The organism is Actinosynnema pretiosum (assembly GCF_024171695.1).
GTDB lineage: Bacteria > Actinomycetota > Actinomycetes > Mycobacteriales > Pseudonocardiaceae > Actinosynnema > Actinosynnema pretiosum.
This window is the reverse complement of the sequence record NZ_JAMTCF010000023.1, coordinates 50037-69984: the sequence shown is the minus strand read 5'-3', so window position 1 is coordinate 69984 and position 19948 is coordinate 50037. Positions and strand designations below refer to the sequence as shown.

Here is a 19948-nt window from a genome sequence, read left to right as displayed (position 1 = left end):
CGTGCCGCTGACAATCCGTATCGCCGACTTCCTCCATCGCCACATTGGCTGAAGCGCGAGGCCCGGCACCGCCGGGCCTCACCGCAATCTTGCGGTCCCTTCACACGTCAATGAGCCCAAACGGGCGCATTTCCCGTAGTGCGCGTAACACTGTCGAACCAACAAGGTATGTCCTCGCCAGGGTGCCGTTGTGGCCACCGTTCGGGGGAAGGTTTGATGACGGAATCGATCGACTGGCGTGTGGTGTGGGCGAAATCCGCGCATGATCCACAAGGTCGTTTGACGCACTGGCTCCCACTGCAGCAGCACTTGGACGACACCGGAGCGGTCGCCGCCCTGCTGGTCGACGAGTGGCTGTCCCCGCAAGCCGCGTTCCGGATCTCCCAGGAGTTACCCGACGGCGCCGCAGGCGTGTCGGTGTTGGCGACCTGGTTGGCTCGGGTTCACGATGTGGGCAAGGCAAGCCCCGCCTTCGGCGTCCAGGTCCCACTGCTCGCGGATCGAATGCGCGAGGCCGGATTGGTCGTGAACCCGAACCTGAGGACGCACCCCCAGCGAAGTCGCGCGTCCCACGCCTTGGTGGGGCACCTGGTGGTGCGCGATTACCTCCTCGGGCAGCTCGGCCCCTCGAGCTCGGTGGTCGCCGAGCAGTTGGCCAGCGTCGTGGGCAGTCATCACGGTGTGCCGCCGGAGATGTCGATGCTGCAGGAAGCCGTGGATCGCACGGACCTGGTCGGTCAGGGCGCGTGGTCGCAGGCGCGCGAGTTCTTCCTCGACCGGGCGTCACGGGGGGTGGACCTCGGGCGCTACCGGGACGTGCGGCTGAGCCAGCCCGTTCTCGCTCTGCTGACCTCCGTCGTCATCCTGGCGGACTGGATAGCTTCCAACTCGGACCTGTTCCCCCTGCTGGAGGCGCACGAGGGGCCTACCGGGTTCGAGCAGGCGCCTCGGGTGGAGCTGGCCTGGAAGAAGCTCGACCTGCCCCAGCGGTGGCGGGCGCGTCCGGTGGGGACCGATGTGGACGCGGCGTTCCGAGCCCGCTTCCCCGCCGTGACGGCGGGAGCGAGACCGGTGCAGGTGGCTGCGGTTCAGGTCGCCGCGGGGTTCGAGCAGGCCGGGTTGATGATCGTCGAGGCGCCCATGGGGGTGGGCAAGACGGAGGCCGCGCTGCTGGCCGCGGAGGAGTTGGCGGCGAAGTCCGGTGCGGACGGCGTGTTCGTGGCGCTGCCGACGCAGGCCACGACGGACGCGATGTTCAGCCGGGTGCGGCGCTGGTTGGACGTGCTGCCGGGGCGTGACGGGTCGGTGAGCGTGACCTTGGCGCACGGCAAGGCGTCGCTGAACGACGAGTTCGCGGGCTTGATGCGTCAGCAGGGGTTCGCTTCCTCCGGTGAGGACGACGACACGGCGGCTGCGGCCCACCAGTGGCTCAGCGGCCGCAAGAAGGGCGTGCTGGCGGCGTTCGTGGTCGGCACGATCGACCAGGTGCTGTTCGCCGGGCTGAAGAGCAGGCACCTGATGCTGCGGCACTTGGCGTTGGCGGGCAAGGTCGTCGTGATCGACGAGGTGCACGCCTACGACGTGCACATGTCGCAGTACTTGCAACGCGTGCTGCACTGGCTGGGCTCCTACGGGGTGCCGGTGGTGCTGCTGTCCGCGACGTTGCCCGCCGAGCGCCGCGCGGAACTGGTGGCCGCCTACGACGGGCGGTCCGTCGCGGTGCGACGTGAACTGGGCTACCCGGTGATCGTCGCGTCGGGTGGAGTGGAACCGAGGGTGCTGGAACTGCCTCCCGAGAACACCCTGGTGGCGTTGGACAGGTTGTCCGACGACTTGGACGCGTTGGCCGCGTACCTGCGGGAGCGCTTGGCCGAGGGTGGTTGCGCGGTCGTGGTCCGCAACACCGTCGGGCGGGTGCAGGAGACCGCCGCGCGGTTGGAGCGGGAGTTCGGCGAGGAGAACGTCACGATCACCCACTCCCGGTTCCTGGCGTGCGATCGGGCGCGGATCGACCGGGGCCTGCTGAGGCGCTTCGGGCCGGAGGGGGAACGTCCGGGATTGCACGTCGTGGTGGCCTCGCAGGTCGTGGAGCAGTCACTGGACCTGGACTTCGACGTGTTGGTGACCGATCTGGCGCCGGTGGACCTGTTGTTGCAGAGGTTGGGTCGACTGCACCGGCACGATCGGGTCAGGCCGAAACCGGTTGAGGGGCCTCGGTGCGCCGTGGTCGGGGTCGAGGACTGGAGCGCCGCACCGGTGCGGGCGGTCAAGGGGTCGCGGCGCGTGTACGGCGAGCACCTGCTGCTGCGATCGGCGGCACTGGTGACGGCTCGGGAGCAGGTGGTGCTGCCGTCGGACATCGCACCGCTGGTGCAGAGCGCCTACGGTCCGGACGCGCTGGGTCCTGAGTCGTGGCAGGTGGCGATGGAGGAGGCCGCGACCGAGGCGGCTGAGCGGGCGGCGAAGCGACAGCGGGCGGCACAGGCGTTCCTGCTGGACGAGGTCAGGTCGAGCAGGCACTCGCTGGTCGGGTGGGTGCGAGCCGGGACAGGCGACACGGAGGACGGCCCGCGCGGCGCGGCGCAGGTGCGCGATGGCGCGGAGTCGCTGGAAGTGCTGGTGGTCCAGCGCGACGGGGCGGGCGGTCTGTCCACACCGGACTGGATCGAGCGCGGTGGTGGTCAGCCGCTGCCAACGGACCTCCCCATCGAGCCCGCGCAAGCCAAGATCGTCGCTGCGTGCGCGTTGCGGTTGCCGGTGGCGTTGAGCCACCCCGGTATCGACCTCGACGTGATCACCGCCTTGGAGGTCGACCACTTTCCCGCTTTCGACGCCTCTCCGCTGCTGGGGGGCCACCTGGTCCTGGTGCTCGACGAGAACCGCACCGCGCGGATCAGGCACGGCAGGGCCGACTTCCACCTGCGCTACAGCCCGCGTGGAGGACTGACGCATGAGAGCCACTGAGGTCGAGTCGTTCAACCTGGTCGACCGGCCTTGGTTGCCCGCGCTACCGCTGACGGGACGCCTGGCCGACCCCGGTCGCCCGGTCGAGCTGTCGCTGCCAGACCTCTTCAAACACGCCCACGAGCTGTCCGGGCTGGTCGGGGACGTGCCGACTCAAGTGTTCGCGTTGACGCGAGTGCTGCTCGCGGTGCTGCACGGCGCGGTTCAGGGCCCTCGCGACTTGGACCACTGGGAGCGGTTGTGGTCGCGGGAGCAGCTTCCCCACGAGGAGGTCCGCGCGTACCTGGAACGGCACCGGGCGCGTTTCGAACTGTTCGACCCGCAGACCCCGTTCCTCCAGGTGGCCGGGTTGACCACGGCCACGGGCGAGGTGTCGGAGCTGAGCAAGCTGATCGCCGACGTCCCCAACGGGCACCCGTTCTTCACCACCCGCTTGGGCGGGAAGGTGCGGTTGTCGTTCGCCGAGGCGGCGCGCTGGCTGGTGCACTGCCACGCCTTCGACCCGTCGGGCATCAAGTCCGGCGCGGTGGGCGACAAGCGGGTCAAGAGCGGCAAGGGGTACCCGATCGGGACGGGGTGGGCCGGGCACCTCGGTGGCGTGATGCCCGAGGGGCGCACCCTGCGCGACACGCTGCTGCTCAACCTGATCGCCGCCGACTCCGTCGCGATCAGGCGGACGCCCTCGCTCGACGTGCCCGCCTGGGAGCGCCCACCGGTCGGCCCGGCCGAGGAGGTCGAGGGCGGACGTGCGCCGACGGGTCCGGTCGACCTCTACACGTGGCAGTCGCGCCGGATCAGGCTCGTGCGCGAGGGCGCCGAGGTGACGGGGGTGCTGATCTGCAACGGAGAGCGCGTCACCCCGCAGAACAAGGAAGGCCTGGAACCGCACACCGCGTGGCGTCGCAGCAAGGCGCAGGAGAAGAAGCTGCGCGTGGCGCAGGTGTACATGCCCCGCGAGCACGCCCCGGAGCGGGCGGTGTGGCGCGGTCTGCAATCGCTGCTGCCCGGCGCGGAGAAGGGCCAAGGCGACGAGGCCGCCGCGTTCGTCTCCCCCGGAGTGCTGGAGTGGGTTGCCGAGGTAGGTGGTGTGATCGGCGCCGACCTGCCCCTGCGGTTGCGCACGATCGGCATGTCCTACGGCGCGCAGAGCGCCACCACCACCGACATCCTCGACGACGGCCTCGCGCTGCGCTCGGCGTTGGTCCACCGCGACGCCCGCGCGCTGGTGCGCACTGCGGTGGACTGCGTCCAGGCAGCGGAGAAATCCGCGCAGGCGCTGGGAAATCTTGCCGCTAACCTCGCCGCCGCCGCAGGCGCGGGCAAGGAGGAGCGGGACGGACCACGTGCGCGCGCCGTCGAACTCGCCTACGCCGAGCTGGACGTGGCGTTCCGGTCCTGGCTGTGGTCGTTGCGCGCGGACACCGATCCGCTGGAGGCGGGCACTGCCTGGCACGTCACCGCCAACCGTCTTGCACGGGCGCTCGGTGCGGACCTCCAGGCTCAGGCCCCGGTGGCGGCGTGGGCGGGTCGTGTGGTGGACAAGCGGTTGATGACCTCCGCGCACGCCGACCGCTGGTTCCGCAGAGACCTGCGCGCCGCGCTGCCGTGGGCTTACTCCGAGACGACCGAGGTGACGTCGTGACCGTCGAGCAGCGACCCGTTCCCCCGGAGGATGAGCGGTGGGCGCCGTTGACCCCGGTGGGCGCGGAGGTCGACGCCCGCATCAAGCCCCTGCAGGAGGGCGCGCTGGCCAACCGGTCGGCGGCGGTGGCCGGGTTGGCGCGGCTGCGCCGGGGTGCGGGCAAACCGGCTGGCAGCGTCAACGAGATCCTCCAGCACACCGTGTCGGAGAAGTTCGCGGGTCCAGGCGCCGGTGACCTGGCGACGCCCGGTGAGGTCGCCGCGCACGTGGCGCTGACCCTGTACGCGGTGCACCAGCAGTCGCAGCGCAAGCGGATGCACCGACGCGGCTGGGGTTTGGGCCACTCGGTGCGGATGCTGCACCCGCAGGAGTTCGAGGCGAACCCGCCACCGGTGCTGCGCCGGTTCCAGGCGTTGGGCACCTCGCAGAGCACGGACGAGCTGGTGCACCACCTGCGCGGTGTGGTGCAACTGCTGCGCGGGCAGACCATCCCGCTCGACTACGCGCTGCTGGCCGACGAACTCGTGCTCTGGCAACGCCCCGGTGGCGCGTCGACCCTGCGCCTGCGCTGGGGGCGCGCCTTCTACCGCACCCCGCGCACCACCTCCCCCTGACCAAGCCCTCGAAGGACTCAGCTCATGCCTCGCACCATCGTCGACGTCCACGTCGTGCAGACCGTGCCGCCCAGCAACATCAACCGCGACGACACCGGCAGCCCCAAAAGCGCGTTCTACGGCGGCAGGCGCCGGGCGCGGGTGTCCAGCCAGTCGTGGAAGCGGGCCACCCGCGACAGGTTCGGCGACCTGCTCGACCGCTTCGAACTGGGGGTGCGCACCAAGCGTGTGGTGGAGCTGCTCGGTGAGGAGATCACCCGCCAGGAACCGGATCTGGCTGAGCGGGCGGGCGAGCTGGCCGAGGCCGTGCTGACCGCCGCGGGCATCAAGATCGTCGCGGCGCGGAAGAAGGACGCCCCGAACGAGTCCGGTTACCTGCTGTTCCTGAGCAACCGGCAGGTCCAAGGGCTCGCCGAACTCGCCGTGACCGCAGCAGCCAGGGCCGGTGCGGGCAAGCTCGACATCAACAAGGCCGAAGCACGGGCGCGGGCGGACCAGCACCACTCGGTGGACGTGGCGCTGTTCGGGCGCATGGTCGCCGACACGACCGACCTCAACGTCGACGCAGCCTGCCAGGTGGCCCACGCGCTGAGCGTGCACGCCGTGGACGACGAGTACGACTACTTCACCGCCGTGGACGACCACAAGCAGCGCGACGCCGAGGAGGACGCGGGCGCGGGGATGATCGGCACCGTGGAGTTCAACTCCTCCACCCTGTACCGCTACGCCACCGTCGACGTGGACCGCCTGCACGACAACCTCGGCGACACCGCCGCCACCACACGCGCGGTCGAGGCGTTCGCCAGGGCGTTCGTGACCAGCATGCCCACCGGCAAGCAGAACACCTTCGCCAACCGCACCCTGCCCGACGCCGTGCTGGTCGTGGTCCGCCAGACCCAGTCGATCAACCTGGTCGGCGCGTTCGAGGAAGCGGTGGAGGACGACGCCGAGGGCGGCCGGGTCGTGGCCGCCGTCTCCCGGCTCGCCGAGCACGCCCGCGAACTGCACGAGGCGTTCGACGAGCGGCCCGTCGCGGCGTGGGTGTTCGGCGTCGGCGAGAAGCGGGTCGCGCCCCTAGCCGAACTGGCGCGGCGCACGACCTTCGAGCCCGCCGTGGCGGAGCTGGGCGCGCTGGTCGCCGACCGGCTGGCGGGCGGGCGGTGAGCACGCTGCTGCTGCGGCTGGGCGCCCCTCTGCAGTCCTGGGGCACCAGCAGCCGCTTCGTGCGCCGCAACACCGACCGCGCCCCGAGCCGGAGCGGTGTCCTCGGCCTGCTCGCGGCGGCTCAAGGACGGCTGCGGACCGATCCGCTGGGCGAACTGCTGGGGCTGCGCGTCGGAGTCCGCGTCGACCAGCCGGGAAGACTTGAACGCGACTTCCAGACCGCGCGCACCCGCGACGGGGCCACGTCGATGCCGCTGTCCTACCGGTTCTACCTTGCCGACGCGGTGTTCGCCGTCGCCGTCGAGGGTGACCGCGCGTTGTTGGAGGCTCTGCGGGAGGTGCTGCGCCGTCCGGTGTTCCCCCTGTTCCTGGGACGTCGCTCCTGCCCGCCTGCGGGAAAGTTGCTGCACGGAATCCACGACGAGTCCTTGGTCGACTGCTTGGAACGGCACCCCTGGCTGGCCTCCCCCTGGGTGCAGCGCAACCACCGCGCACCGACCGTCGACCTCGACGTCGTCACCGACTGCGCCGCCGAGGAGCCCGGCGCAGAACTCGTCCGCGACGAGCCTTTGAGCTTCGACCCCAGGCACCGCCGCTACGGCTGGCGCTCCGTGCACCGGACCAGGACCACCGTGCTCAACCCCGCCCACCTCCCGCCCTCGAACACCCCGGTGGACCCGTTCGACCCGATGGCGGCGTTCGAGGACCTCGTCTGATGCACCTGAGCCGCTTCGAGGTGAACACCGCCCGACGGGCCGCCCGCGCGCTGCTCGCCTCCCCGCAGGAGCTCCACGCCGGGGTCATGGCCGCCTTCACACCCGCCGCTTCGGCACCCGAGCGGGGACGCGTGCTGTGGCGCGTGGACCACCACCAGCACCGCACCGTGCTGTTCGTCGTCAGCCCGCACCGCCCTGACCTGACCCACCTGGTGGAACGGGTCGGCTGGCCCAGCACCCGAACCTGGGACACCCGCGACTACCGGCCGCTGCTCGACCGCTTGGCCGCCAGGCAGACCTGGGCGTTCCGCCTCAAGGCCAACCCCACCCGCAGCATCCGCAGAACCCCCGGCTCCGCACGCACGCAGCGCTTCGGCCACGTCACCGCAGGCCAGCAGACCACCTGGTTGCTGGACCGCGCCGAACGCCACGGCTTCACCGTTCCGCTCGGTGAGCAGGAGGAGCCGGACGTCGCCGTCCGCGAGCGCGAGCTCGTGGTGTTCCAGGGGCGAGGTGGAAACGTCACCCTGGCCACGGCGGTCTTCGAGGGCCACCTGACGGTCACCGATCCCGACGCCCTGCGCGCGGTGCTGGCCGAAGGCCTCGGCGCGGCCAAGGGCTACGGCTGCGGCCTGCTCACCCTCGCCCCCGTTCGCCGAAGCTGAGGTCCCGCGTGCCCGACATCCCAGGAGCCGAACCGGCACCGCTGTCCCAACCGGTCCGCGCCCAGGACCGCCTGACCTTCCTGTACCTGGAGCACTGCGTCGTCAGCCGCGACGACAACGCCATCACCGCCACCGACAAGCGCGGCACGGTCCACATCCCCGCAGCAACCCTCGGCGCGCTCCTGCTCGGCCCCGGCACCACCGTGAGCCAGCAAGCGGTGGTGCTGCTGACGGAGAGCGGTTCCACGGCGGTGTGGGTGGGCGAGCACGGCGTGCGCTACTACGCCCACGGCCGTTCCCCGGCCCGCTCCTCCCGCCTGCTGGAGGCCCAGGCGGCGCTCGTGTCCGACAAGCGCAGTCGACTGCGCGTAGCGCGCGAGATGTACGCCATGCGATTTCCGGGTGAGGACACCACCGGCCTGACCATGCAGCAGTTGCGCGGCCGCGAAGGCGCCCGCGTGCGCCGCCTGTACCGGCACCACGCGCGGCGCACCGGCATCATCTGGGAGCGCCGTGACTACGACCCCGACGACTTCGACTCCGGCACCCCGGTCAACAAAGCTCTCTCAGCGGCCAACACCAGCCTCTACGGCGTCGTGCACGCCGTCGTCGCGGCTCTGGGCTGCGCGCCCGGACTCGGTTTCGTGCACACCGGTCACATTCGCTCCTTCGTGTACGACATCGCCGACCTCTACAAAGCCGACATCACCATCCCGATCGCCTTCGACGTCACCGCGCGCGAGGTGGCCGAAATCGGCGCGGAAACCCGCCGTGCCGTTCGCGACCACATGCGGGGCGGAGCGTTCCTGGACACCTGCGTCCGCGACATCAAGGCTTTGCTGCGCGAGGACGACGGCGTCGTCGAGCACGGCCCCGAGGCCTTTGAGGACCCCGATTTCGAGAGCCGGAACGTGGTCATGCTCTGGGACGACAACGGACGCGCCGTCGCTGGGGGCACCAATTACGACGAGGACGACGTCCTGTGACCATCATCGTGGTCGCCGCCTGCCCAGTCGGCCTGCGCGGTCACCTCACCCGCTGGTTCCTGGAGATCTCACCTGGGGTCTTCGTCGGCAGGGTCAGCGCACGGGTGCGGGAGCTGATGTGGGCGCGGACCGTCGACATGGTGCGCACCGGCCGAGCGATCATGGTCCACCACGCGGACAACGAACAGGGGCTGGACTTCAAAGTCCACCGCCACGACTGGCAACCTGTTGATCACGAAGGCATCCACCTGATGCTCCGGCCAGCCGCCTCCGATGACGACGGCGACTCCGAACAACCGCAGAAGCACCGCAACTGGAGCACAGCGGGCCGCCGACGGCGTTATGGCAACCGTTGACCTTTGGTTGGGCTTGGTGGTTGCAGACTTGTGGACGACTTGAGGGGTGTCGATCACCGGAGCGGTTGAGGCATGTGGGTGAGGCGAGTATTCGCCATTTAGCGCCAGCCGGCATATGCGAGACTGCGTTGAACAGAATTAAAACGCCCACTTGATCTTGTGAACTCGCTGTTCAGTAAGTGTCTTCCCCGCACGAACGGGAGTGGCCCCCGCTCGCCACACCGCGCCCGCCGGTGCTGCGGGTCTTCCCCGCACGAGCGAGGGTGGTCCCGGCAGGTAGCTCACAAAGTCCTTTCTGGACAGTTCTTCCCCGCACGAGCGGGGGTGGTCCGAAGTCCTCGTAGAACTTCAACGAGTCGTCCACGTCTTCCCCGCACGAGCGGGGGTGGTCCTGCGCCGCGCCCCCGCTCGCGGTTCGCCTGGGCGTCTTCCCCGCACGAGCGGGGGTTCACAATGCGGCACCGTCCAGCCCATCGCCCAACGGTCTTCTCCACCCCGGGCCGCTCCCAAAGACCCATCCAACCCAGTTCACTACTTAACTAGTAAAAGGTGTAACCTCCCCCAAGATCAACGGAGGAAGGAGACACCCATGACCGCCAGAGAACAGCCCCACCAGGCGCTCCCGGTCGTCACCGAAGGCGTGGGCAAGCAGTACCGCAGGGGCTGGGCCCTGCATCCGACCTCGCTGGTGATCCCGCCGAACCGGGTCGTGGCCCTCGTCGGCCCGCACGGGGCGGGCAAGAGCACCCTCATGGGGCTGATCACCGGCCTGCTGCGGCCGACCACCGGGTCCATCGCCGTCTTCGGCGACCAGCCCACGGGCAGGGGCCTGCACCCCTCGGTGGCCTACCTCGCCCAGCAGAAGCCGCTCTACCAGCAGCTCACCGTGGCCGAGACGCTCCGCTTCGGGGCGAGGACCAACCCCACCTGGGACCAGGGCTACGCCGAGCACCTGGTCGGGCGGGCGAACGTCCCCCTCCGGGCCAAGGTCGGCACCCTCTCCGGCGGCCAGCGCACCCGCGTCGCCCTCGCGCTGGCGCTGGGCAAGCGCCCCAGCCTGCTGCTGCTCGACGAGCCCCTGGCCGACCTCGACCCGCTCGCGCGCGAGACCGTCCTCCACGCCCTGACCACCGAGGCGCGCGCAGGGCATCACCGTGCTGCTCTCCTCGCACGTGCTGGCCGAGCTGGAAGGCGTGTGCGACCACCTCGTCCTGCTCCACCGGGGACGGATCGTGCTCGCCGGGGACGTCGGCGGGCTCAGCGCGGACGGGACCCCGCTGGGAGAACTGGCCCTGCGCCACATGCGCGCGGCGGTCGCACGGGAGGAAGCAGCATGATCTGGGCCTCGTTCCGGTTGCAGCGCCTGCAACTGCTCACCCTGCTCGGCCTGCTGGTCGTCGGCACGGGCGTCATCGCCCTGATGCGGTCGGCCGTGGTCGACGAGCTCGCCGCCAGGAACCTCACCGCGTGCGCCTCGCTGGCGCTCGACGCGTGCACGGCCGACCCCGACGCGATCAAGGGCTTCAGGCAGTCCTGGTCGACCTCGTTCGACGTCGTGCGGATCGCGATCATCTGCGGGCCCGCCCTGATCGGGCTCTTCATCGGCGCCCCGCTGTTCGCCCGCGAGCTGGAGCAGGGCACGCACGTGCTGGCGTTCACCCAGTCGGTGAGCCGCACCCGGTGGATGCTGCACAAGCTGGTGATCGCGCTCGTCCCCGCGCTGATCGTGCTGGCCGCGCTGCAGACCGCGGTCTGGTGGTTCCTGGAGACGGCGGGCACGCTCGGCCCGAAGATGAACGGGCCGTTCCACCCCATCACCTTCGGCATCGAGCACGTCTCCCCCACCGGTTACGCGCTGTTCGCGTTCGCGCTCGGCACGTTCCTCGGCGTGGTGACCCGGCGGACCCTGGTCGCCATGACGGCGGGGCTCGGCGCGTTCGTCGTGGCGCGCCTGGCGCTGTCCGGCCCGGTGGACCGCCTGGCGCCCACCCAGCGGTTGGAGAGCCCCGGCAACGAGCTGCTGAGCCCGGACAGCAACGGGTTCCTGGTGCTCGCGCAGGGCGCGCTGGACGACGCCGGGCGGCAGATCCCCGTCGAGCGGGTCAGGGAGATCACCCAGGGCTGCAAGTCCGGGGTCGGGCAGGCGGCGACGAGCGAGGCGGAGGGCGCCGAGCTCCAGGAGGAGTTCCTGGCCTGCCTGGCGGATTCCGGTGTGGCGAAGCACTTCGCGGACGTCGTCCCGGCGCGCGAGGCCTGGCAGGTGCACCTGGTCGACGCGGCGGTCTTCGGCGCGCTCGCCGTCGTGCTGCTGGCGGGCACGGCGTGGGCGCTGCGCAGGCAGAGCTGAGCGCGGTGGAGGCCCTGAGCGGCGGGAGCGCCTATGCTGAGCGACGTGATCGAGTTCCGGATCGACCGGCGCTCCGGGGTCTCCACATACATGCAGATCGTCCATCAGGTCGAGCAAGCCATGCGCCTGGGACTGCTCAGCCCCGGCGACCGGCTGCCCTCAGCGCGTGAAGTGGTCGAGGCGACCACCGTCAACCCCAACACCGTGGTGAAGGCCTACCGCGAGCTGGAGCGCGAGGGCCTGGTGCAGGGCCGCCGGGGCCTGGGCACCTTCGTGATCAAGTCCCTGTCGTCCGAGGCGACCACCGGCGACGACGCGCCGCTGCGGCGCGAGCTGACCGCCTGGATGCGCGGCGCCGTGGAGAGCGGCCTGGTGGTCGAGGACGTGGACGCCCTGTACACCGCGGTCCGCGAAGAGCTCTACCCCTCCGAGGAACGATCATGAACCCGTTGACCGGGACCGCCGTGGGCAAGCGCTACCGCGCCCGCTGGGCGGTCCGCGAGTGCAGCTTCACCGTCCCCGAGGGCAGCGTGGTCGCCCTGGTCGGCCCGAACGGCGCGGGCAAGAGCACGCTGCTGCGCATGGCGGCGGGCCTGGTCCGCCCGACGACCGGCGAGCTGCGCGTCTTCGACACCCCCGTGCGCGGGGCAATCCACCCGGACGTGTCATTCCTGGCGCAGAACCGGCCGCTCTACCGGGACCTGACGGTGCGCGAGCTGGTGCGCGTCGCGGCGGGCATGAACGAGCGGTGGTCGAGCGAGCGGGCGCACGAGGTGCTCGGGCTGCTGGCGGGCGTGGACCCGGACGCGAAGGTCGCCGCGCTGTCGGCGGGCGCCCGGTCGCAGACGGCGATCGCGCTGGCGCTGGGGCGGTTGCCCCGCCTGCTGCTGCTGGACGAGCCGCTGTCCGATCTGGACCCGTTGTCGCGCGACGAGACGCTGCGGATCATCATGACCGAGGTCGCCGAGCGCGGCACCACGGTGGTGATGTCGTCGCATTTGCTGACCGACCTGCACAAGGTGTGCGACCGCATCCTGCTGATCGACGAGGGGCGGGTCCAGGTCGACGGGGACGTGGAGGACGTGCTCGCGCGGCACGAGGTGCTGGTGGGGCCGACCTCGGACGAGTCCGGGGTCGGCGGGACGCTGATCAGCGCGACCAGGGCGCAGCGGCGGTCGACCCTGCTGGTGCGGGACCCGGAGCGGGCGCGGGAGGGCTGGGTCGGCGACAGGCCCGACCTGGAGTCGCTGGTGATGGGGTACCTGCGGGCGTCGCGCGAGCGGCGGTCGGGCGGTGGCGCGGCGGGTTCGGCGCGGTGACGTGGCTATCGTGGCCCGATGCGTGAGACGCCCGAAGAACTCGCCGAGCTCCAGGCCCTGCTCGACGCCTCGCTGTCCCGCTCCACCGACCACCTCCGCTCGATCGTCGCCGAGCACACCATGACCGCCGAGCAGCTCACCCGAATCCTGACCGGCATGAGCACCCTCGCCCTGTCCACCGTGACGGCGAAGGGCGAGCCCCGGATCAGCGGCGTGGACGGGCACTTCCTGCACGGCAGGTGGTACTTCGGCACGGCCCGCACCGCCGCCAAGGCCCGCCACCTCGCGGCCCGCCCCGCCGCCAGCGCCGCGCACATGCGCGGCGAGGACCTGGGCGTGTTCACCCACGGCACGGTGGAGGTCCTCAACCCCGAGGACGGCGAACCCGACGCGGACTGGCCGGACCTGCTCGCGTACTTCAAGGACTTCTACGGCGACCAGGGCGACTGGGACGAGGGCGTGTTCTACTACCGGCTGCGCCCGCACTGGATGACCGTCTACGCCCCCGACGCCGCGAGGCTCGTCGCCGAGCGGGCGTCGTCCGCGAGGCACTGACCACGCGGGCGGTGAAATAGGCTGACCCCATGCCCCGCCCCCGCAAGTTCGTCGAGCGCGATGTCATCACCAGCGCGGGCGAGGTCTTCTCCGTGCGCGGTCTGGCCGCCACGACGCTGGACGACCTGGTGCGGGCGACCGGCCTCGGCAAGCAGAGCCTGTACAACGCGTTCGGCGGGAAGCGGGAGCTGTTCCTGCGGGCGCTGTCCGAGGACCGGGACGAGGCGGCGCGGGCCGTGTCGGAAGCGCTCCAGCACGGCGACTCCTCGCCCGTGGAGCGGATTCGCGGGCACATGCTCCGGATGGCGATCGAGTTCAGCCGCAGCGACAGCCGGGTCTCGCTGTCCACGCGGGCGCTCGTGGAGTCGACCGGCGAGCAGGACCAGCTCTCGACGGCGTCGAAGGCGGGCATCGAGCAGCTCGCCGGGATCTACGGGCAGTGCCTGGAGCACGCGCGGGAGGTCGGGAGCCTGCCCGAGGACGCGAACGTGCCGTCGCTGGCGATGTACTTCGTCACCGTCACCAGGGGGATGGAGCTGCTGGGACGCGCGGGGGTCGGGCGCGCGGCGCTCACGGCGGTCGCGCTCGACTCCCTGCGCGTGCTGCGCGACCGGACGGACCCCGCACCCGACTGAGCCGACCGGACCACATCGCCGCGCCGGGTGACCTGCGGCACAACCCCGCCCCCGTTATTGACCAGATAGTCAATAAGGAGTGTTATTGTCCAAGTAGTCAATAACACGTGGACGGAGTGCGGGATGAAGACGCTCGAGGACAAGGTCGCGGTCGTGACCGGCGGCAACGCGGGCATCGGCCTGGCCATCGCAAGGGCCTACCACGCCGAGGGCGCGCGGGTGTTCGTCACCGGTCGCCGCCAGGCGCAGCTGGACGAGGTCGAGGCCGAGCTGGGGCCGAGGGTGACCGGGATCCGCTGCGACGTGGACGACCTCGCCGACCTGGACGGCCTCTACGCGACGATCGCCGAGCGGGCGGGCCGGATCGACGTCCTGGTCGCCAACGCCGGGATCGGGATCACCGCCCCGCTGGGCGAGATCACCGAGGAGCAGTTCGACGCCATGTTCACCACCAACGTCAAGGGCTCGCTGTTCACCCTGCAGAAGGCCCTGCCGCTGCTCGCGCCGGGCGCGTCGATCATCTTCATCGGTTCGTCGGCGGCCACCCGCCCGCAGCCCTACCTGCCCGTGTACGGGGCGACCAAGGCCGCGCTGCGCAACCTGGTCCGGGGGTTCGCCCACGGCGCGGGGGCGGGCGGGTACCGGATCAACATGCTCTCCCCCGGCGGCACCCGCACGCAGGGCCTGATCGACCTGGTCCCGGCCGCCCAGCTCGACGCCGCGGGGGCGGCGATCCCCCTCGGCCGCCTGGCCGAACCCGAGGAGATCGCGGCGGCGGCGGTCTTCCTGGCCTCGGACGCGTCCAGCTACGTCAACGGCGCCGAGCTCGCCGTCGACGGCGGGGTCACCCAGGTCTGAGGCCCGCCCGGCCACACCGTCGGACGCCATCACCGCCGCCGGGCTGGACGACGCCCCGGCCGCCGACGCCATGCCGATCACGCCGTCCGCGCTCGACGAGGTCCGCGCGGGCAGGGCGCTACCCGACGGCGAGTTCATCGCGGGCGCGCTGATCGCCTTCGAGCCGCCGCCCTTCGAGGCGCTGTTCGAGATCTCCGGCCGCTGATCCCCTAGCGTCGGTCGCCCGCGCCGGTCCACCCGCGCGGACGCGGGCAGGCAGGCGGAGTCAGGCGTCGACCGAGCCGCTCCGCAGACCGGCCCCACCACCGTCGGCAACACCACGACCACCTGCGACGAAGCGCCTCCCGCGCAGGCAGTCCGGACCACTCGCACCGCTCGGTCAGGTCGACCGGGCGAGGACAGCCGGTCACCGGAACCGCCTCCGACGTCGCACCCGAAGCCGGGAAACCGGTATTGAGCGATCGCTCAACTCAGGCGTACCCTCCGTTTTGAGCGATCGCTCAAAACGGAGGGGGCCTGGTGACGCGCACGGTGGTCGTGGTGGGCGGCGGGATCGGCGGGCTGGCCGCAGCGGGGGCGTTGCACCGCCGGGGGTGGCGGGTGGCGGTGCTGGAGCGGGCCGCGAGGTTCGCGGAGATCGGCGCCGGGCTCTCGTTGTGGCCCAACGCCCTGCGCGCGCTCGGCGCGCTCGGGCTGGCCGAGCGGGTCGCGGCGGTCGGGGTGGCGGAGGCGGGTGGGGGTGTGCGCGATCGCTCGGGGCGCCCGTTGTCGGGGGTGGACAACGCCGAGGTCGTGCGGCGCCACGGGCTTCCGCTGACCATGGTGCGCCGGGCCGACCTGCTCCGGGTGCTGCTGGAGGAGCTCCCGCCGGAGTGCCTGCTGCCCGGCGGCGAGGTGCGCGCGGTGCGACCGGACGGCGGCGGGGCGGTGGTCGAGCACCGGGGCGGTCGCCTGCGCGCGGACCTGGTGGTCGGGGCGGACGGGGTGGGCAGCGCGGTGCGGCGGAGCCTGTGGCCGGAGGTGGGGCCGCCGCGCTACAGGGGGCACACCGCGTGGCGCATGATCACCGGACCGCTGACCGGGATCACCGCCGACGGCGCGGTGTTCTGGGGACGCGGCGAGCGCGTCGGGTTCACCCGGCTGCCCGACGGGCGGTTCTACTGCTTCGCCGCCGCCACCGCACCGCCGGGCGGCCGGAGCGCCGGGGGTGAGCACGCCGCGCTGACGCGCCGGTTCGGCGACTGGCCCGAACCGGTGCCCGCGCTGCTGGCGGCCACGCCGGAGCACGCCGTGCTGCGGCACGACGTGCACGACCTGCCGCCGCTGCCGACGTTCGCGCGCGGCCGGGTGGTCCTGCTGGGCGACGCGGCGCACGCGATGGACCCCTTCCTCGGGCAGGGCGCCTGCCAGGCGCTGGAGGACGCGGTCACGCTCGCCGCCCACCTGGACGCCACCGGGGACGTGCCCGCCGCACTGGCCGGGTACGACCGGTCGCGACGCCCCAGGACCCGCCGGATCGCCCGCCGCTCCGCCCTCCTCGGCGCCGCCTCCCTGTGGTCGTGGCCCCCGGCGGCGGCGGTCCGCGACCACGTCGCCCGGCTGACGCCCGCCTCGGTCACCACGCACGCGATGGCGCCCGTCCTCGGCTGGACGCCCTGATGCCCGACTGGACCTACCACCCGCTGCGCGGGATCGCCGCCGCGCTGCTCGGGACGCGCCGGTCCCAGCGGCTGGCGCTGCGGACCCTGGCCGCGATCGGCTCGTGGCCCGGCGGCGGACGCCTGGTGGCCGGGATGTTCGGGCACCGGCACGCGCCCGCGCACCTGGCCGGGACGGTCGCGGGTGTCGCGGTCCGCAGCAGGCTCGGCGCGGTGGTGCCGCCGGGCGTGGCGCGGCACGCGGTGCGGGCGCTGCCCCTGCTGGGGGCCGGGGTGGTCGAGGTGTCGCCGGTCGGCGCGGCCGACGTCCCCGCCGTGCGCGAGGCCGCGCGGGGCCGCCGCGTCCCGGTGGTGGCGCGGGCCTGCGGGCCGGACGTGGCGGCGGCGCTGGCCCCGCACGTCGACGCGGTCACCACCGGGGACGACGACCCGCGCGTGCTGCGCACGACCTCCCCGTCGGTGTCGGCCGCCGCGCGCGCCCTGGCCGACCCCGACGCGGTGGTGCTCGCCGCTCCCCCGGTGCTGCTGCGCGCGGGTCCCGGCTGGTTCGCCAGGGTGGTCGAGGCGGCCACCCCCACCACCGCGCCGCCCGGCCTGCGGGACGTGGGGCGCGACCCCCGCCGGTGGCCCGCCTGGTGGTGGGGCCTGCTGGTGGGGCTGGGCATGGCGGGCGCGGGCCTGGGGGCTGCGGTGATCGCGCTCGGGCCGGTCCTGCTGGGGTACGACCGCGCTTTCCTCGGCACGGGGCTGGACGGGCTGCACGCGGTCAACCACCGCCTGGTGGGGTTCCTCCAGCACGACCGGATCACCATGGCGGGCACGATGGTGGCGCTCGGCGCGCTCTACGCGGGTCTGTCGGTCGGCGGCCTGCGCCGGGGGTGGCCGTGGGCGCGCGAGGCCTACCTGGTCTCCGGGTGGATCTGCTTCCCCACGCTGCTGCACTTCCTCGGGTTCGGCTTCGTGGAACCGCTGCACGCGGCGGTCACCGCGGTGCTGTTCCCGCTGTTCCTCGCCGCCACCAGACGGCGGGCCGAGCGGCCCCGGTGGGCGGCGCGGGACGAGGGCCCGGAGGACGTGCGGCGCAGGGCGCTGGTCGGCCAGCTGCTGATGGTGATCACCGGCGCCGGTCTGCTCGTCGGCGGGGTCGTGGTGTCGGTGGTCGGCCTCACCGGGGTGTTCGTGGCCAGCGACCTGGAGTTCCTGGGCGCCGACCCGGACGCGCTGCGCGCCGCGAACCCCCGCCTGCTGCCCTTCATCGCCCACGACCGGGCGGGCTTCGGCGGCGCGCTGACGGCGACCGCCGCCGCGATCACCCTGATCAGCGCGTGGGGGTGGCGCAGGGGCGAGTCCTGGGTCTGGTGGTCGCTCGCGACGGCGGCCGTGGCCGGGTTCGGTCCCGCGCTGGTCGTGCACGGCGCGATCGGGTACACCCACTTCGGCCACCTGGCGCCGGTCCTCGTCGGCGTCGCCCTCACCGCGACCGCCCTGGTCCTGGCCCGCCCGCACCTGTGCGCCCCGGCCCCCGACGAGGCGGGTGGGGCCGTGCGCCTACCGTGACGGCCATGGGCGACACCCGGCAGCGACTGGTCGACGGCGCGATCGAGACGATCCGGCGGCACGGCGTCGTCGGCGCCTCCGCGCGGACGATCGCCACCACCGCCGGGGTCAACCAGGCGCTGGTGTTCTACCACTTCGGCAGCGTGCACGAACTGCTCAGGACCGCTTGCCTCGCCGCCACCGAGGCCAGGGTCGCGCCGTTCGCGGCGCGGCTGGCGGAGGTCGAGGACCTGCGGGGACTGCTGGAGCTGGGGCGCCGGGTGCACACCGAGGAGCGCTCCCTGGGCAACGTCACCGTCCTCGCCCAGGTGCTGGCGGCGGCCCAGTCCGACCCCGGCCTGGCCGAGACGGCCGCCGCCGCGCTGGGGCTGTGGATCGACCCGGTCGAGCGGGCGCTGCACCGGTTGCTGACCGGCTCCCCGCTGGCCGACGCCGTCGACGTCCCCGGCCTGGCCCGCGCGGTGTGCGCCGGGTTCATCGGTCTGGAGCTGTTCGAGGGCGTCGATTCGGCGGGCGCCCTGGGCGCGCTGGACGCGCTGGGCAAGCTGGCGGTGCTCGTCGAGGTGGTCGACGACCTCGGCCCGGTGGCCCGCCGCGCGCTGCGCGCGAAGCTCCGCAGATCGGCGGCGGGGGCGGGCGGGTGATGGTCGGGAAGGCCGTGCGGCGCGGCACCGGTCAGTGCTGAAGAAGACCAAGAACGTTTTCGTCATCACGACGCCAAAAGGCCGCACAAATGCTGGACGTGGTTTTCCTCCACGGACTGGACGGGGACGCGCAAGTCGTGGCAGCGCGGAGCGGAGGATTCCTTCTGGCCCGCGTGGTTAGCGGAGGACGTGGGCGGCATCGCGGTGTGGTCGGTGGCGTACGACGCCTGGTCGAGCGGTTGGCGCGGGCGGGCGATGCCGATCCAGGACCGGGCGCAGAACGTCATGGCCTCGCTGAAGACCAGGGGGATCGGCGAGCGGCCACTGCTGTTCGTGGCGCACAGCATGGGCGGGCTGCTGGTCAAGGAGCTGCTGCTGGAGGCCGCGTGGACCGGGTCGGAGTACGCCTCGTTCGCCGAGCGGGTGCGGGGGTCGTCTTCCTGTGCGGCACACGGCCACCCGCTACCGGGACTGGGCGTTCGACCACCCGGCGGTGCGGCACCTGGTGTTCTTCGAGACGTGGAAGACCAAGGGGGTCCAGGTGGTGGCCGCCGGTTCGGCGGACCCCAGACTGCCCAAGGTGGCGCCCGTCCCCGTCGACGCCGACCACGCCGGTGTGTGCAAGCCCGAGGACCGGGGCGCGCTCGTGTACGCCCGGACGCGGGATTTCGTCGCTGAAACCCGCGCGGGCGTCCGCCCGATCGGTGCGGACGGGTCCGGGAGAACTGAGCTCCCGAGGAAAGCACCGCCGCAGCCCGGAACGCCGTTGTCGGGCCTCGCGCGAATCCACTTGTTGAACGGTCGGCACGTGATCGGTTCACTGGGTGGGCAGCAGCCGAGCATGAGCGTGGGGGAACAGCGTCCGCTGGGAGCTGTCACCGTTCACCACCGACCCGGACTACCCCTACGAGTACCGCGCCGAGCTGTCGTTCATCCCTGAGGACGGCTCAACGGCCAGCGAAGAGGTGTTCACGTTCACCGCCACACCTGAGACGTCGAGCAGGTGCAGCCTGTTCTGGGGCATGTTCCACCCCAGCTCGTACTGAGCCGACTCGACCTGGCCCGCGAGTTGCTGGAGACCACGGACCGGGACGGCGAACTTCCGGCAGCACTTCCGCAGAATTGCGGAGACGGCGTCGATCGAGTACCGGAAGGTGTTCGCGGGCGGACGAGGGGGCGGTAGGTGGCAGGGGGAGAGGGCACGCCATCGACCCGGAACAGCGTTGACGGCAGTTCGGCGGGCTTGATCCTGCAGACGGGCCCGGTGT

General features: G+C 72.1%; 19 protein-coding genes. 18 read left to right on the top strand and 1 reads right to left on the bottom strand.

The window, feature by feature from the left end; genetic code table 11:
* Window positions 1-168 precede the first annotated feature (168 nt).
* The 18 genes from cas3 (at window position 169) to LV78_RS34705 (ending at window position 18680) form a co-directional block, all read left to right on the top strand.
* Window positions 169-2964 (top strand): CRISPR-associated helicase Cas3', encoded by a 2796-nt coding sequence (gene cas3, locus LV78_RS34785; RefSeq protein WP_308208791.1) that lies wholly within the window; start codon window positions 169-171, stop codon window positions 2962-2964.
* A complete protein-coding gene (casA, locus tag LV78_RS34780) occupies window positions 2951-4606 on the top strand; it encodes a type I-E CRISPR-associated protein Cse1/CasA (protein ID WP_253850304.1) in 1656 nt (551 codons plus the stop codon). The genes cas3 and casA overlap by 14 nt, the downstream gene beginning before the upstream one ends.
* The gene (gene casB, locus LV78_RS34775) at window positions 4603-5220 is read left to right on the top strand and encodes a type I-E CRISPR-associated protein Cse2/CasB (protein WP_253850303.1); all 618 of its coding nucleotides are present in this window, start codon (window positions 4603-4605) and stop codon (window positions 5218-5220) included. The genes casA and casB overlap by 4 nt, the downstream gene beginning before the upstream one ends.
* A gap of 24 nt (window positions 5221-5244) precedes the next feature.
* The gene (gene cas7e, locus LV78_RS34770) at window positions 5245-6384 is read left to right on the top strand and encodes a type I-E CRISPR-associated protein Cas7/Cse4/CasC (RefSeq protein WP_253850301.1); all 1140 of its coding nucleotides are present in this window, start codon (window positions 5245-5247) and stop codon (window positions 6382-6384) included.
* Window positions 6381-7100 (top strand): type I-E CRISPR-associated protein Cas5/CasD, encoded by a 720-nt coding sequence (gene cas5e / locus LV78_RS34765; protein ID WP_253850300.1) that lies wholly within the window; start codon window positions 6381-6383, stop codon window positions 7098-7100. Before cas7e ends, cas5e begins: the two co-directional genes overlap by 4 nt.
* Complete coding sequence (gene cas6e, locus LV78_RS34760; RefSeq protein ID WP_253850298.1) at window positions 7100-7765, top strand: type I-E CRISPR-associated protein Cas6/Cse3/CasE; 666 nt, start codon at window positions 7100-7102, stop codon at window positions 7763-7765. The genes cas5e and cas6e overlap by 1 nt, the downstream gene beginning before the upstream one ends.
* An 8-nt stretch (window positions 7766-7773) precedes the next feature.
* Window positions 7774-8751: a type I-E CRISPR-associated endonuclease Cas1e gene (gene cas1e / locus LV78_RS34755; protein WP_253850297.1), complete on the top strand. Its 978-nt coding sequence runs from the start codon at window positions 7774-7776 to the stop codon at window positions 8749-8751.
* Complete coding sequence (gene cas2e, locus LV78_RS34750; protein ID WP_253850296.1) at window positions 8748-9107, top strand: type I-E CRISPR-associated endoribonuclease Cas2e; 360 nt, start codon at window positions 8748-8750, stop codon at window positions 9105-9107. The genes cas1e and cas2e overlap by 4 nt, the downstream gene beginning before the upstream one ends.
* A gap of 589 nt (window positions 9108-9696) precedes the next feature.
* Complete coding sequence (locus tag LV78_RS34745) at window positions 9697-11454, top strand: ABC-2 membrane transporter-related protein (RefSeq protein WP_253850294.1); 1758 nt, start codon at window positions 9697-9699, stop codon at window positions 11452-11454.
* A 45-nt stretch (window positions 11455-11499) separates the two neighbouring features.
* Window positions 11500-11898 (top strand): GntR family transcriptional regulator, encoded by a 399-nt coding sequence (locus LV78_RS34740; RefSeq protein WP_253850292.1) that lies wholly within the window; start codon window positions 11500-11502, stop codon window positions 11896-11898.
* A complete protein-coding gene (locus LV78_RS34735; RefSeq protein WP_253850290.1) occupies window positions 11895-12773 on the top strand; it encodes an ATP-binding cassette domain-containing protein in 879 nt (292 codons plus the stop codon). The genes LV78_RS34740 and LV78_RS34735 overlap by 4 nt, the downstream gene beginning before the upstream one ends.
* 18 nt (window positions 12774-12791) lie before the next feature.
* Entirely contained in the window at window positions 12792-13328 is a 537-nt protein-coding gene (locus LV78_RS34730; protein ID WP_253850288.1) for a pyridoxamine 5'-phosphate oxidase family protein, read from the top strand.
* 29 nt (window positions 13329-13357) lie between these two features.
* Complete coding sequence (locus LV78_RS34725; protein WP_253850286.1) at window positions 13358-13963, top strand: TetR/AcrR family transcriptional regulator; 606 nt, start codon at window positions 13358-13360, stop codon at window positions 13961-13963.
* A gap of 123 nt (window positions 13964-14086) precedes the next feature.
* Window positions 14087-14821 carry an SDR family NAD(P)-dependent oxidoreductase gene (locus LV78_RS34720; RefSeq protein WP_253850284.1) on the top strand — a complete coding sequence of 245 codons (735 nt, stop codon included), beginning with the start codon at window positions 14087-14089 and terminating at the stop codon, window positions 14819-14821.
* Window positions 14822-14891: 70 nt separating this feature from the next.
* A complete protein-coding gene (locus LV78_RS41265) occupies window positions 14892-15026 on the top strand; it encodes a hypothetical protein (RefSeq protein ID WP_301307910.1) in 135 nt (44 codons plus the stop codon).
* A gap of 314 nt (window positions 15027-15340) precedes the next feature.
* Window positions 15341-16480 (top strand): FAD-dependent monooxygenase, encoded by a 1140-nt coding sequence (locus tag LV78_RS34715; protein ID WP_253850282.1) that lies wholly within the window; start codon window positions 15341-15343, stop codon window positions 16478-16480.
* A complete protein-coding gene (locus LV78_RS34710; RefSeq protein WP_253850280.1) occupies window positions 16480-18036 on the top strand; it encodes a hypothetical protein in 1557 nt (518 codons plus the stop codon). Before LV78_RS34715 ends, LV78_RS34710 begins: the two co-directional genes overlap by 1 nt.
* Before the next feature lie 5 nt (window positions 18037-18041).
* Window positions 18042-18680: a TetR/AcrR family transcriptional regulator gene (locus LV78_RS34705; RefSeq protein WP_253850279.1), complete on the top strand. Its 639-nt coding sequence runs from the start codon at window positions 18042-18044 to the stop codon at window positions 18678-18680.
* Window positions 18681-18745: 65 nt separating this feature from the next.
* Here the strand turns inward: LV78_RS34705 and LV78_RS34700 are convergent, their stop codons facing one another.
* Window positions 18746-19045 (bottom strand): hypothetical protein, encoded by a 300-nt coding sequence (locus LV78_RS34700; protein WP_253850278.1) that lies wholly within the window; start codon window positions 19043-19045, stop codon window positions 18746-18748.
* Window positions 19046-19948: the final 903 nt, after the last annotated feature.